Source organism: Cyanobium sp. Lug-B (genome assembly GCF_024345635.1).
Lineage (GTDB): Bacteria > Cyanobacteriota > Cyanobacteriia > PCC-6307 > Cyanobiaceae > Cyanobium > Cyanobium minutissimum.
Genome location: NZ_JAGQBM010000077.1, coordinates 1 through 12,877 on the forward strand (window position 1 = coordinate 1; position 12,877 = coordinate 12,877).

Consider the following 12,877-nt stretch of genomic DNA (forward strand, 5'->3'; position numbering starts at 1 on the left):
TCCGGGCTGCGGCTGACCCGCTGGCCTTCGACGGGCGGCTGCGGTCCCGCCGGCGCGGCGGCGGGTGCGGCGGCCACGGCGGCCGGTTCGGCGAGCAGGCCCAGCAGCAGCACCTCCAGCCATAGCCGCGGCTGGACGCTGTGGCGCAGCTGCTGTTCGCTGCCCTTCAGCTGGGACTGCCACCGCAGCAGGCGGGCCTTGCCGATCCGGCGCGCCACCTCCGGCAGCCGCGGTCGCAGCTCGGGTGTCACGCTCGTGAGCTCCAGACGGTCGGGGGCCACCCCCGCCAGCAGCAGATCCCGCAGCAGGCTGACGAGCCCCTGCAGCACGGCGGCCGGTTCCCGCCCCCGGTCCAGCAGTTCCCGGCAGCCCTCCACCACCAGCAGGGGATCCGCCGCCGCCATGGCCTCGGCCAGCTGCAGCAGTTCCACCTCCGGCACCGCCCCCAGCAGGTCCCACACCGCGGCGGCGGCGATCGGCGCCGGCAGCAGGCTGAGCTGGTCGAGCAGGCTCTCGGCGTCCCGCAGACCCCCCTGGGAGCGCTGGGCCACCAGGTGCAGGGCCTCCGGGGTGATGCCGATGGACTCCTCGGCGGCGATCCACTCCAGATGCCCCACCAGGGCCTCCAGGGGGATCCGGCGGAAATCGAAGCGCTGGCAGCGGCTCAGGATGGTGGGCAGCACCCGCTGGGGGTCGGTGGTGGCCAGCACGAACACCACCCGCGGCGGCGGTTCCTCCAGGGTCTTGAGCAGGGCGTTGAAGGCGGCGGTGGAGAGCATGTGGCACTCGTCCACCACATAGACCTTCCAGCGCGCCTGGACCGGGGCGAAGCGGGAGCGTTCAATCAGCTCCCGGATGTTGTCGACGCCGGTGTTGGAGGCGGCGTCGATCTCGATCACATCCAGGGCGTTGCCGGCGGCGATGTCCAGGCACAGCTGGCAGCGCCCGCAGGGCTCCGGGGTCGGGCCCGGGCTGGCCAGACAGTTGAGCGAGCGGGCCAGGATCCGGGCGCTGGAGGTCTTGCCCGTGCCGCGGGGCCCACTGAACAGGTAGGCGGGGGCGATCCGGTTCTGCAGCAGGGCCTGGCTGAGGGTGTCGGCCACCGCCTTCTGGCCCACCAGCTGGTCGAAGCGCTGGGGCCGGTACTTGTGATGAAGGGGCTCGTAGGCCTGGACCATGCACCCTGCCCTGACCGGACAGGGAGCCTAAGGCGGACCGCCATCGGGCGGATCGGCGGGGCTGCTCAGCGGTAGGTGGCGTGGATGTGCTCCTGGATCGGCGGATGTCGGTCGTACTGATGCAGGATCGCCGGGACCCGACCATCCACCTCCACGAGCCCGTCGCCATTCACCCGCAGGTGCTCCCCCCCCGCCTGGGCGACGGTGGCGACGAAGCCGTTCCACGGCACCGTCTGGAAGGGGAAGCCGTCGAGGAGAAGCATCTTGATGTGAAAGGCCTGATCCCAGACCGGCAGGGTGTCGAGGCATTTGTCCTGCATCACCCGGATGGTTTCCCGGCAGAAGGCGTCGAGATACTCCCGCATCGACCCGATGGTGCCGATCGAAACCCCCGAGCAGACGGAGACCCTGTCGGCGAGCTGCTGGAAGATCTCCTCGCCGTAGGCCGCCTTGATCCAGACCGCGTTGGAGTGGCAGTCCCTGACCTTGAGAATCTCGTCCCCCGTGTAGCGACCGGAACCCACATGGGCAAACGGGTCGGATTGAAAGATCACATCACGCACATCGGCCAGCAGGACGGAGCCCATGTCCCCGTCGTCGCGCTCAGCCAGCAGGTCCCGGGCGGCGAAGTAACGCCGCAGGCAGACATGGACGTTGAGCAGGCTGAGGCCGAGAACGGAAGGCCGGTCGTGGCGGATGATCGGCCGCAGGCCGAGCTTGCTCTTGAGCAGCAGCAGGGCGATGAGCTTGGCCCTCTTCAGACGTTGCCGGACCTGGCTTGGCGTTCCGTTCTCTGCCTGCTGGCGTGATCGCTTCCTTTCGGGGATCTGGAAGAAACGGAGGTTGGGATAGCGCTCGTTGAGGATGGCGTAGCGCACCGCATCGGACGGTGAGGTGATGATCGTCACCTCGGCTTCCTTGCAGGCCCGCTGTGCTGACTCCAGGAACGGGATCAGCTGGACAGGGTGATAACCGAAGGAAGAGGTGATGATGAGATTCTTCACGCATCCGAAAGGATGGTCCTTGGTTGATCCTACATCGCATTCGCAATCGGGCCGCATCCATGGTGGTGTTCTCACTTCGGCGGTCACCGTTCTGTGCCGAGGGCGTTGCCATGGGTGCCGGCAGAAAGGGCCGACGGAACCGGGCCGATCCTGTAGGGTGGCGAGGACATTTGGCCGACAGAGTCTTTCCCGGTGGCGATCATTTCCCTGGAAAAGAAGTTCATCTTCATCTCCAACGGCAAGACCGGAACAACATCCATCGAGAATCAGTTGGGTCCCTACGGTGATGTGGATGGGCTCAACACCGGTCTGCCGGGTCTCTGGGCCAACAAGCACATGCCGCCGGCGGTTCTGCGCGCCCTGCTGCCCGGTCCTGTCTGGGAGTCCTGCTTCAAGTTCGTCTTCGTGCGCCATCCCCTCGACTGGTTCACCTCCCAGTTCGCCTACAACCTGGCGCCGCGCTGCGGTTCGCCCCCGGCGGTGGAGCCCCCCGGGAGGGCCCGGTCGGTGCTGCGGCGCCTGGCGGGCCGGCGGGTCGATCGCCCCGCGACCCCGCTCCCGGCCCAGCCGCCTCCGCCCGTCGCCCGGAGACGCTTCACGCTGGAGGACGTCAACCTTCTCCACGGCCAGCTGCACCGCTATCGGGGACTGCCGATGGCCCCGACCCTGTTCCAGACCTCCTACGTCTGCAGTCCCGACGGCGAAGTGATCGTGGACTTCATCGGCCGCTTCGAAACCCTCGCGGCCGACTTCGAGAGCGTCAGCCGCCGCCTCGGCTGCCAGCTGACCCTGCCGCACCTGAACGCCACCGATCACCTGCCGCCCGGCGAGGCCTTCGAGCCGGAGGCCGAGGCGCGCGTGAGGCAGCTGTGGGCGGTGGATTTCGCGACGCTGGGTTACGACTGATCCTGGCCCTCGGCAGGCACCCCCGGCTCCAGCAGGCGCTGCAGCCGGTCCTCCATCTCCTCCACCGCCGCCAGCTGGTCGGCCAGGCTCTGCCCCGCCAGGCGCAGCCGCTCGTAGGGGTCGCTGCCGGTGGCGAGGCTGCCATCCCGATCCCCTTCGCCCCAGCGCCGTTCGGCCCGGGCCAGCTCCTCCTCCAGACGCTCCTGCAGTCGCTGCCGCAGGCCATCGAGCTGCTCCAGGCTGCGGCGGGCCAGCTCCCGACCCCGGGCCAGCTGCTCGGGATCGAGGCCGCTGGCCAGGGTCTCGGCGAGGGACTGGCCCTGGCGCAGCAGCACCCGCGCCCCGGTGAGCAGGGCGGCCGGCACGAACTGGCCCAGGGCCAGGGCGCCGAGGCTGCCGGTGTGCAGCCAGTCCTCCACCTGGGCGCTGCGATGCCGACCGGTCTTGCACCAGTGGGCGAAATGCTCGCAGTTGTTGAACAGCAGGTTGTAGCGCTGCTCCCCGATGCGGCCCATGGCCCGCCGCAGGGTCACCCCCACCGGCGAGCAGGCCCCCTCCGGATAGGTCACGGCGCTGACGGACTCCCCGCGGCTGAACTCCTGCAGGGGGCTGCGCAGGATTTCCCGGCCCTCCAGGTAGTGGGCCACGGTGCCGTCCCCCAGGTCGATGCCGTGGTGCAGGAACAGGCCGTGCTGGCGGGGGGCCTGCAGGTGGTCGGCGGCGGCCAAGGCGTGGGGCGGAACAGGGGGACTCCGCTCAGCATCGCGTCACCGGTGCGGCCGGGGATTCCCTCCGGGAGTGGGGATAGCCGCTCGCCCGGGTGGGCCGCTGCGCTTGGCGGCTCCCTGCACGCGCCTGAGGAGGTGGAGAAGGGTGGCCCGCCGTTGCCCGGAGAGCCAGAGCCGCTCCGCCGTCCGGTAGCCGCCGTAGCGGTGGCCGCGCCAGTCGAGCAGGCGGGCCAGACCGCGGCCGGAGTTCGGCCATGGCCTCGAAAAGCGGATCGCCCGCCGCACGTTCGCCGTCAGCCGCTCCGTGCCCAGGTGCTTTGCCTGCTCCACCAGCTGGGCGAAGGAGTGGTCCTTCCAGCCCCCCGCCGACCAGAAATGCCAGACCACGGCCTCGGGGGAAAGGTCCCAGGCCGGCAGGACCATGGTGTTGAAGGCGTTCGGCAGCGTGGCCTGGTTCACCAGGCCGCGTTGCAGGGTGGCGTTGAAGGAGGGCTGATCCTGCAGCAGCCCCCCGCCCCGCACCCCCTCGTGCCAGAGCCGATGCCAGGCGGCAAAGAAGGCATGGACGGCGGGGGTGTCCTTCCAGCAGAAGACGCCGCTGTTGAAGTACCGCGTCAGGTCCAGCGTCCAGCCCAGCTCCAGGGCCTGGATCACATGGGGGAGGGTCCGGAGATGCTCGGCCATGTCCCAGCGGTTGTAGTCGGGAACGGCAGCAAAGTCCCAGTCGCCCTGGGGCAGGGCCGTGAGGGAGCCCCGGACGAGGGTGTCGGCGTCGAGGTGGATGCCGCCTCCACCGAGGAAGCGGGGCAGCTGGGTCTTGATCCAGCGATGGCGGTAAACCAGCGATCCCTCCGGCGTCTCCACCGCCTCGAGGCTGTCGCAGAGCCCCGGCAGGCGATGGCCGCTCTCCTGAAGTCGCCGTGCGCTCTCGCTGTCACAGACCAGGCGGACGGGGAGGGAGGGGTTGGTGATCTTCAGCGACAGAATCGAGACCAGCGCCCTATCGGCGTAGACCTCCGACCCTTCGCCCACCGTGAGGAGGTAGACCGCCTGATTGAGCACGCCCCCGTGTCAGGCCGTGGCCTGTTCGCCCCGGTGGCCGTCGAGGTCGGCGGCGGCGCTGATCGGCAGCACCTTGGCCTTGCTGCGCTGCTCCACCAGCTCCCGGGTGATGGTGAAGGTCTGCACATCGCGGCGGGAGGGCAGGTCGTACATCACGTCGAGCATCAGCTCCTCGACGATGCCCCGCAGGGCCCGGGCTCCGGTCTTGCGGCGGTGGGCTTCGGCGGCGATGGCCTCGACGGCCCCCGGTTCGAACTCGAGCCGCACGTTGTCCATGCTCAGCAGCGTCTGGAACTGTTTCACCAGGGCGTCCCGCGGTTCGGTGAGGATCGCCTCCAGGGCGCTGGTGTCGAGGGGTTCGAGCACCGCGCTCACCGGCAGCCGGCCGATGAACTCGGGAATCAGGCCGTAGCGCACCAGATCCTCCGGTTCGAGATGGCGCATCACTTCGCTGGACTGTTTCTCCTTGCCGGCGCGCACCCGGCTGCGGCCATCGGCCGGCAGGAAGCCGATCGCGTTGCGGCCCATCCGCTTCTGGACCAGGTCCTCCAGTCCCACGAAGGCGCCGCCGCAGATGAACAGCACCTGGCTGGTGTCGATCTGGATGCAGTCCTGGTAGGGGTGCTTGCGGCCACCCTGGGGGGGCACGTTGGCGACGGTGCCCTCGAGCATCTTCAGCAGGGCCTGCTGCACCCCCTCACCGGAGACGTCGCGGGTGATCGAGGGGTTCTCGCTCTTGCGGGCGATCTTGTCGATCTCGTCGATGTAGATGATGCCCCGCTGGGCCTGTTCGACGTCCAGATCAGCCTTCTGCAGCAGGCGCAGCAGGATGTTCTCCACGTCCTCGCCCACGTAGCCCGCCTCGGTGAGGGTGGTGGCATCGGCCACCGCGAAGGGCACATCCAGCATCTCCGCCAGGGACTGGGCCAGGAGGGTCTTGCCGCAGCCGGTGGGGCCGATCAGGAGGATGTTCGACTTGTGCAGGCGGGTGGCCGTCTGGTCCGTCTCGCCCTTGCCGTCCCCCTGCCAGGCGAGCCGCTTGTAGTGGTTGTAGACAGCCACGGCCAGCACCTTCTTGGCCTCCTCCTGGCCCACCACCTGCTGGTCGAGGAAGCTCTTGATCTCCTGGGGCCTGGGGATGGTGGCCAGGGTGGGGGCGGGCCGGGCCGATTTCTTGGCCGGGGCCTTGCGGCCCCCATCGGCCATGGGCCGGCCCGGAGGGCCATGGCCGTGGTGCTCGACCAGCTCCTCGTCGAGGATCTCGTTGCAGAGATCGATGCACTCGTCGCAGATGTAGACGCCAGGCCCGGCGATCAGCTTGCGCACCTGTTCCTGGGACTTGCCGCAGAAGGAGCACTTCAGATGGGCGTCGAACTTGGCCATCGGCAAGGAGGCGGCGGGAGCGGCGGTGGTCGCCCTGGGAGTGGCGGCAGGCAGGACCTGCCCCCAGGATCGACCCCAGCCGTCGATTTGTCAGTCGTTCCTGAAGTTCGGAGCGGTGATCGGTGACGTCCTGGCCAGAGGCGCTAAGGGACGACGGGGGCTGGGGCGTCATCGACCACCCGGTCGATGAGTCCGTATTCAACCGCCTCCGCCGGGGAAAGGAAGTAGTCCCTGTCCGTATCTTCAGCGATCTTGTCCAGCGGCTGGCCGGTGTGTTCCGCCATCAGGCCGTTGAGGGTGTCCTTGAGGAACAGGATCTCCCGGGCCTGGATCTCGATGTCCACCGCCTGGCCCTGGGCGCCCCCCAGGGGCTGGTGGATCATGATCCGGGCATTGGGGAGGGCCATCCGCTTGCCGGGCGCCCCGCCGGTGAGCAGGAAGGCCCCCATGCTGGCGGCCAGCCCGTAGCAGATCGTGACCACGTCCGGCGCCACCTGCTGCATGGTGTCGTAGATGGCCAGGCCGGAGGTCACCGATCCGCCCGGGGAGTTGATGTAGATCTGGATGTCCTTCTCGGGGTCCTCGGCCTCCAGGAAGAGCAGCTGGGCCACCAGGGAATCGGCGACCTGGTCATCGATGCCGGTGCCGAGGAAGATGATCCGCTCCCGCAGCAACCGGGAATAGATGTCGAAGGCCCGGTCGCCGCGGCCCGATTGCTCCACCACGGTGGGCAGCACCCCCGGAGCCGCCGAGGGCATCCAGTCCCCCAGGCCGTTCCAGGGCATCGGCCCCTGCCAGAGGTTGTTCACGGGGTGGGGCCGAGCCCCCGACGGGCCCGCCAGGGCGGCGGGCAGCCCGTCGGGGATCAGGGGCGGTCGGGCGTCGATCACGCGGTTTCGCTGGCGGACGGGGGGAGTGGCCTCAATCTATGGCTGGGCGTCGTCCTCCCGGGCCTCGGCTCCCGCGGCGGCCTTCTTCGCCTTGGCGGCCCTGGCCGGCTTCGGCGGCTCTTCGCTGGTGGCCGGCGCCGCCTCGGGCTCGTCCGCGGCCGGGGCCTTGTCGGTGATGGTGCTGTTGGCCTCGAGCCACTCCAGCAGCTTCTCCTTCAGCAGGTCCTCGGCCACCGCCAGCCGCAGCCGCTCCGGGTCGATGGCGGCACTGTCGCTCAGGCCCTTGCGGATCTCGGCCAGCCTGGCCTCCAGGTCGGCGGCGGCTACGTCGATCTTCTCGGCCGCGGCCAGGGCCTTGAGCGCCAGGCTGCGCCGCAGCCGCTGCTCGGCCTCGGGCCGGGAGGTGTCCATGAGGCTGCGCACCAGGTCGGGGGTGAACAGCTTCTTGACGTCCATGCCCTGCTGGGAGATCTGACCGGCGGTCTGTTCGATCAGGTTGCGCACCTCCTGCTGGATGAGGGTCTCGGGCAGCTCCACCTCCAGCTCCTCCACCAGGACCGCCAGCAGGGCCTCATGGCGGTTGGCGCGATGGCGGCGCTCGGCGTCCTCCCGCAGGCGCTTCTCCAGGTCGGCGCGCAGCTCGGCGAGGGTCGGCTTGTCGCTGGCCTGCTGGGCGAAGGCGTCGTCGAGGGCCGGCAGCTCCCGGGTCTTCAGTTCCAGCAGGGTGATGGCGAAGAGGGCCTCCCGGCCCGCCGCCGTCTCCTGGGGGTAGCTGTCGGGGAAGCGGCAGGAGACGTCGCGGCTGTCCCCGACGGCCATGCCGATGATGCCGGCCACGAAGCCGGGGATCATGCGGCCCTCCTCCAGCTCCACTTCCATCCCGTCGCTGCTGCCGCCCTCGATGGCCTCGCCGGAGTCGACGAAGGTGCCGCGGAAGGCGATCTGGGCCACGTCACCCTCGGCGGCGGGCCGGTCCTCCACCGGCACCAGGGTGGCCAGCTGGCGGCGCGACTGCTCGATCAGTTCGTCGACCCGGGCCGGGTCGAAGGGGACGGGCTCCGCCTCGGCCTTGAAGCCCTTGGTGCTGCGCAGGGTGGGGGTGGGCTCCACGTCCATCTCCAGGGTGATGGTGAGCTCCTCCCCGGGCGTGAAGCGCTCCAGCACCTGCTCGAAGGCTTCGCTGAGTTCGGGCCGGCCGATGGCCTCGATGGCCTCCTGCTGCATCGCCTCCCGCACGACCGCATCGACCAGGTCCTCAAGGGCGGTGGCGCGGATCCGCAGCGGGCCGATCTGCTGCAGGAGCACCGGCCGGGGCACCCGTCCCTTGCGGAAGCCGGGCAGCTTGACGCTGCGGCTCAGCTTCTCGAGGGCGGCCTCGTAGCTCTTCTGGCTGCGCCCCGCAGGCACGGCGACCTCCACCGCCAGACGGCTTCCGGGGCGCGGGGAGGTGCTCACCCGGAGGTTGGCTTCGGTGCTGGCGGCAGGGCTCATGAAACGGGGCTCGCTCGGGGCAGCCCCCCATCCTAGAAACTGGCCGTTCCGGGCCTCCGCCACGTATTGTGCGATCGACGCACCGGCGCGCCCATATCTCCAACTGAAGAGTTCCGTCCGGCCCCCAGGCTGGAGGTTTTGTTTCAGGCTCCCGTTCCCGGAGCCTCCAGCCCCATCCGTTCCACGATCCCTTCCCAGGGTTTCCCTCCGGGCCCCGTCTCCAGTCAGCAGGCCCGCTCCCGCCCCGCCACCTGTCCCGTTTCCCCCCGTTGACCGTCTCAGCGACCCTTCCCTCCCCTCCGCGCCACCTGCCTTCACGGCCGTTGCGCATCGCCATCCTCGGCGCCACCGGAGCCGTGGGCCAGGAACTCCTGGTGCTTCTCCAGGAGCGGGGCTTTCCGGTGGCGGAGCTGCGGCCGCTGGCCTCGCCGCGGTCGGCGGGCCAGGGCCTGGACTGGCAGGGTGAGCGGCTGCAGGTCCAGCCCGTCGGCGCCGACGCCTTCGAGGGCATCGACCTGGTGCTGGCCTCGGCCGGCGGTTCGGTCTCCCGGCAGTGGGCGCCGGTGGCCGTGGCCGCCGGCGCGGTGGTGATCGACAACTCCAGTGCCTTCCGGATGGATCCGGCCGTGCCCCTGGTGGTGCCCGAGGTCAACCCCCAGGCCGCCTTCTCCCACAGCGGGATCATCGCCAATCCCAACTGCACCACCATCCTGCTGACCCTGGCCCTGGCCCCCCTGGCGGCCCGGCGGCCGCTCCGCCGCGTGGTGGTCAGCACCTACCAGTCGGCCAGCGGCGCCGGGGCCCGGGCCATGGAGGAACTGCGCGACCTGAGCCGAACGGTGCTGGAGGGGGGTGAGCCGGTGAGCGCGGTGCTGCCCCATTCGCTGGCCTTCAACCTCTTCCTGCACAACTCGCCCCTGCAGCCGAACGGCTACTGCGAGGAGGAGCTCAAGATGCTCCACGAGACCCGCAAGATCATGGGTCTGCCCGAACTGCGCCTGACGGCCACCTGCGTGCGGGTGCCGGTCCTGCGGGCCCACTCCGAGGCCGTCAACATCGCGTTCGAGGAGCCCTTCCCCGTGGCGGAGGCCCGCGAGCTGCTGGCGGCCGCCCCCGGGGTCGAGCTGATCGAGAACTTCGAGACCAATCGCTTCCCCATGCCCACCGACGTCACCGGTCGGGATCCGGTGGCCGTGGGCCGCATCCGCCAGGACCTCAGCGATCCCTGCGCCCTGGAGCTCTGGCTCTGCGGTGACCAGATCCGCAAGGGTGCCGCCCTCAACGCCATCCAGATCGCCGAACTGCTGCGGGATCCCGCCGCGCCCGATGCCGCCGCCGGAGGTGCCGCTTGAGCACGGCCACCCTGCCGGCGCCGAGCACGGCCCCCTCCCCCGAGGCGCCCTTCGGGCGGGTGCTCACGGCCATGGTGACCCCCTTCCAGCCGGACGGGGCCGTCGATCTGGAGCTGGCGGCGCGGCTGGCGGACCATCTGGTCCGCCACGGCTCCGATGGCCTCGTGCTGTGCGGCACCACCGGCGAGTCCCCGACCCTCACCTGGCGGGAGCAGCACGAGCTCTTCGCCGCCGTGAAGGGGGCGGTGGGCAGCCGCGCCACCCTGCTGGCCGGCAGCGGCAGCAACTGCACCGCCGAAGCCGTGGAAGCCACCGGCGAGGCCGCCGCCCTCGGTGCCGACGGTGCCCTGGTGGTGGTGCCTTACTACAACAAGCCGCCCCAGGAGGGCCTCGAAGCCCATTTCCGGGCCGTGGCCCAGGCCGCTCCTGAGCTGCCCCTGATGCTGTACAACATCCCCGGTCGCACCGGCTGCAGCCTGGCCCCGGACACCACGGCCCGCCTGCTCGATGAGGCCAACGTGGTGGGCTTCAAGGCCGCCAGCGGCACCACCGAAGAGGTCAGCCGGCTGCGGGAGCTCTGTGGCGATCGCCTGGCGATCTACAGCGGTGACGATGCCCTCACCCTGCCGATGCTGGCGGTGGGTGCGGTGGGCGTGGTCAGCGTGGCCAGCCATCTGGTGGGCCCCAGGATCCGGGCCATGCTCCAGGCCTTCCTGAGCGGCGACGTTGCCACCGCCCTCGACGAGCACCAGCAGCTGCTGCCCCTGTGCAGGGCCCTCTTCTGCACCACCAATCCCATCCCCGTCAAAGCCGCCCTGGAGATCTGCGGCTGGCCGGTGGGTGCCCCCCGACTTCCCCTGCTTTCCGCCGATACCGCCGTGCGACAGCGCCTTTCCTCGATCCTGGCTGCCCTGCGTCCCACCTGACGCCAAGGCTGATGTCCAGAGTCACCTCCGCTTCCGCTCCACGTTTCCTTTCATCACCCCCCTGAGTCCTTCCCTACATGTCCAGTCAGAACGCCAATCCCATCGTCCGCTCCGGCAACGGCGCCAAAGCCAAGCACCAGGGCCTGCGTGTCATTCCGCTGGGCGGCCTGCACGAGATCGGCAAGAACACCTGCGTCTTCGAATACGGCGATGAGCTGATGCTCGTCGATGCCGGTCTCGCGTTCCCCAGCGATGGCATGCATGGCGTCAACGTGGTGATGCCCGACACCAGCTACCTGCGCGAGAACCAGAAGCGCATCCGCGGCATGGTGGTCACCCACGGCCACGAAGACCACATCGGCGGCATCCCGCACCACCTCAAGAACTTCAACATCCCCATCATCTACGGCCCCCGCCTGGCCATGTCGATGCTGCAGGGGAAGATGGAGGAGGCGGGGGTCACCGACCGCACCACCATCCAGACGGTGGGTCCGCGGGATGTGGTGCATGTGGGCCAGCACTTCAAGGTGGAGTTCATCCGCAACACCCACTCGATGGCCGACAGCTTCACGCTGGCCATCACCACCCCCGTCGGCGTGGTTATCTTCACCGGTGACTTCAAGTTCGACCACACCCCCGTCGATGGCGAGGCCTTCGACCTGCAGCGCCTGGCCCATTACGGCGAGCAGGGCGTTCTGTGCCTGTTCAGCGATTCCACCAACGCCGAGATCCCCGGTTTCACGCCGCCGGAGCGGGCCGTGTTCCCTAACCTGGATCGCCACATCAGCCAGGCCGAAGGCCGGGTGATCATCACCACCTTCGCCAGCTCGATTCATCGGGTGTCGATGATTCTGGAACTGGCGATGAAGAACGGCCGCAAGGTGGGGCTGCTGGGCCGCTCCATGCTCAACGTGATCGCCAAGGCCCGCGAACTCGGCTACATGCGGGCCCCCGATGATCTGTTCGTGCCGATCAAGCAGATCCGCGACCTGCCCGACCGGGAAACCCTGCTGCTGATGACCGGCAGCCAGGGCGAACCGCTGGCGGCCCTGAGCCGCATCTCCCGCGGCGAACATCCCCAGGTTCAGGTGAAGTCCACCGACACGATCATCTTCTCCGCCAGCCCGATTCCCGGCAACACCATCTCGGTGGTGAACACCATCGACCGGCTGATGATGATGGGCGCCAAGGTGGTCTACGGCAAGGGCGAGGGCATCCACGTCTCCGGCCACGGCTGCCAGGAGGACCACAAGCTGATGCTGGCGCTGGCCAAGCCGAAATTCTTCGTGCCCGTGCACGGCGAGCACCGCATGCTGGTCTGCCATTCCAAGACGGCCCAGTCGATGGGCATCCCGGCCGATCACATCCTGATCATCGACAACGGCGATGTGGTCGAGCTCACCCCCGACACCATCCACAAGGGTGAGCCGGTGAAGGCCGGCATCGAGCTGCTCGACGCCTCCCGCAATGGCATCGTCGATGCCCGGGTGCTCAAGGAGCGCCAGCAGCTGGCGGAGGACGGCGTCATCACCCTGCTGGCGGTCATCACCACCGACGGTGTGATGGCGGCGCCGCCACGGGTGAACCTGCGCGGTGTGGTCACGGCCGCCGATGCCCGCAAGCTCTCGGTCTGGGCCGAGCGGGAGATCACCTGGGTGCTGGAGAACCGCTGGAACCAGCTGGCCCGCAACACCGGCGGCAAGGCCCCCGATGTCGACTGGGTGGGTGTGCAGCGGGAGGTGGAGGTGGGCCTGCAGCGCCGCCTGCGCCGCGAGCTCCAGGTGGACCCGCTGATCATCTGCCTGGTGCAGCCCGCGCCGGCCGGCACCCCGGCCTACAAGGGCCGGGCCGATGCCGAACCCGACACCCGTCCGGCGCCCCGCGGCGGCCGCAGGGATGGGGGTGGGCGCCAGCCCGCCGCCGTGCCCCAGCGTCAGCTGGTGACCGCTGCGGCTTG

At 69.6% G+C, this 12,877-nt stretch carries 11 protein-coding genes; 4 read left to right on the top strand and 7 right to left on the bottom strand.

The window, feature by feature from the left end:
* Together KBY81_RS14665 and KBY81_RS14670 are read right to left on the bottom strand one after the other, a co-directional pair.
* Positions 1 to 1,178 (bottom strand): DNA polymerase III subunit gamma/tau (locus KBY81_RS14665; RefSeq protein WP_254976892.1); only part of this gene is annotated, 1,178 nt, incomplete at its 3' end.
* A 65-nt stretch (positions 1,179 to 1,243) separates the two neighbouring features.
* Positions 1,244 to 2,182, bottom strand: coding sequence for a hypothetical protein (locus KBY81_RS14670; RefSeq protein WP_254976893.1), 939 nt, complete (start codon positions 2,180 to 2,182; stop codon positions 1,244 to 1,246).
* Positions 2,183 to 2,374: 192 nt separating this feature from the next.
* On the opposite strand from KBY81_RS14670, the gene KBY81_RS14675 reads away from it, so the two are divergent.
* Complete coding sequence (locus KBY81_RS14675; RefSeq protein WP_254971881.1) at positions 2,375 to 3,088, top strand: hypothetical protein; 714 nt, start codon at positions 2,375 to 2,377, stop codon at positions 3,086 to 3,088.
* Here the strand turns inward: KBY81_RS14675 and KBY81_RS14680 are convergent.
* From KBY81_RS14680 to tig, 5 genes are all read right to left on the bottom strand, one after another.
* A complete protein-coding gene (locus KBY81_RS14680; RefSeq protein WP_254976894.1) occupies positions 3,079 to 3,816 on the bottom strand; it encodes a lecithin retinol acyltransferase family protein in 738 nt (245 codons plus the stop codon). The two genes, KBY81_RS14675 and KBY81_RS14680, sit on opposite strands and share 10 nt — an antisense overlap.
* A 39-nt stretch (positions 3,817 to 3,855) precedes the next feature.
* Positions 3,856 to 4,878, bottom strand: a complete 1,023-nt coding sequence (locus KBY81_RS14685) for a hypothetical protein (RefSeq protein WP_254976895.1) — start codon at positions 4,876 to 4,878, stop codon at positions 3,856 to 3,858.
* Positions 4,879 to 4,887: 9 nt separating this feature from the next.
* Positions 4,888 to 6,261 carry an ATP-dependent protease ATP-binding subunit ClpX gene (gene clpX, locus KBY81_RS14690; RefSeq protein ID WP_106222109.1) on the bottom strand — a complete coding sequence of 458 codons (1,374 nt, stop codon included), beginning with the start codon at positions 6,259 to 6,261 and terminating at the stop codon, positions 4,888 to 4,890.
* Between the two features lie 143 nt (positions 6,262 to 6,404).
* Complete coding sequence (gene clpP, locus KBY81_RS14695; RefSeq protein WP_106222299.1) at positions 6,405 to 7,046, bottom strand: ATP-dependent Clp endopeptidase proteolytic subunit ClpP; 642 nt, start codon at positions 7,044 to 7,046, stop codon at positions 6,405 to 6,407.
* A 141-nt stretch (positions 7,047 to 7,187) separates the two neighbouring features.
* Positions 7,188 to 8,642, bottom strand: a complete 1,455-nt coding sequence (gene tig, locus KBY81_RS14700; RefSeq protein WP_254976896.1) for a trigger factor — start codon at positions 8,640 to 8,642, stop codon at positions 7,188 to 7,190.
* 269 nt (positions 8,643 to 8,911) lie between these two features.
* Here tig and KBY81_RS14705 point away from each other — a divergent pair, with 269 nt between their 5' ends.
* The 3 genes from KBY81_RS14705 to KBY81_RS14715 form a co-directional block, all read left to right on the top strand.
* Positions 8,912 to 9,994, top strand: coding sequence for an aspartate-semialdehyde dehydrogenase (locus KBY81_RS14705; RefSeq protein WP_254971873.1), 1,083 nt, complete (start codon positions 8,912 to 8,914; stop codon positions 9,992 to 9,994).
* Complete coding sequence (gene dapA / locus KBY81_RS14710; protein WP_106222103.1) at positions 9,991 to 10,920, top strand: 4-hydroxy-tetrahydrodipicolinate synthase; 930 nt, start codon at positions 9,991 to 9,993, stop codon at positions 10,918 to 10,920. The genes KBY81_RS14705 and dapA overlap by 4 nt, the downstream gene beginning before the upstream one ends.
* A gap of 77 nt (positions 10,921 to 10,997) precedes the next feature.
* Positions 10,998 to 12,877: ribonuclease J (locus KBY81_RS14715; RefSeq protein WP_254976897.1), on the top strand; the 1,880-nt coding region annotated here is incomplete at its 3' end.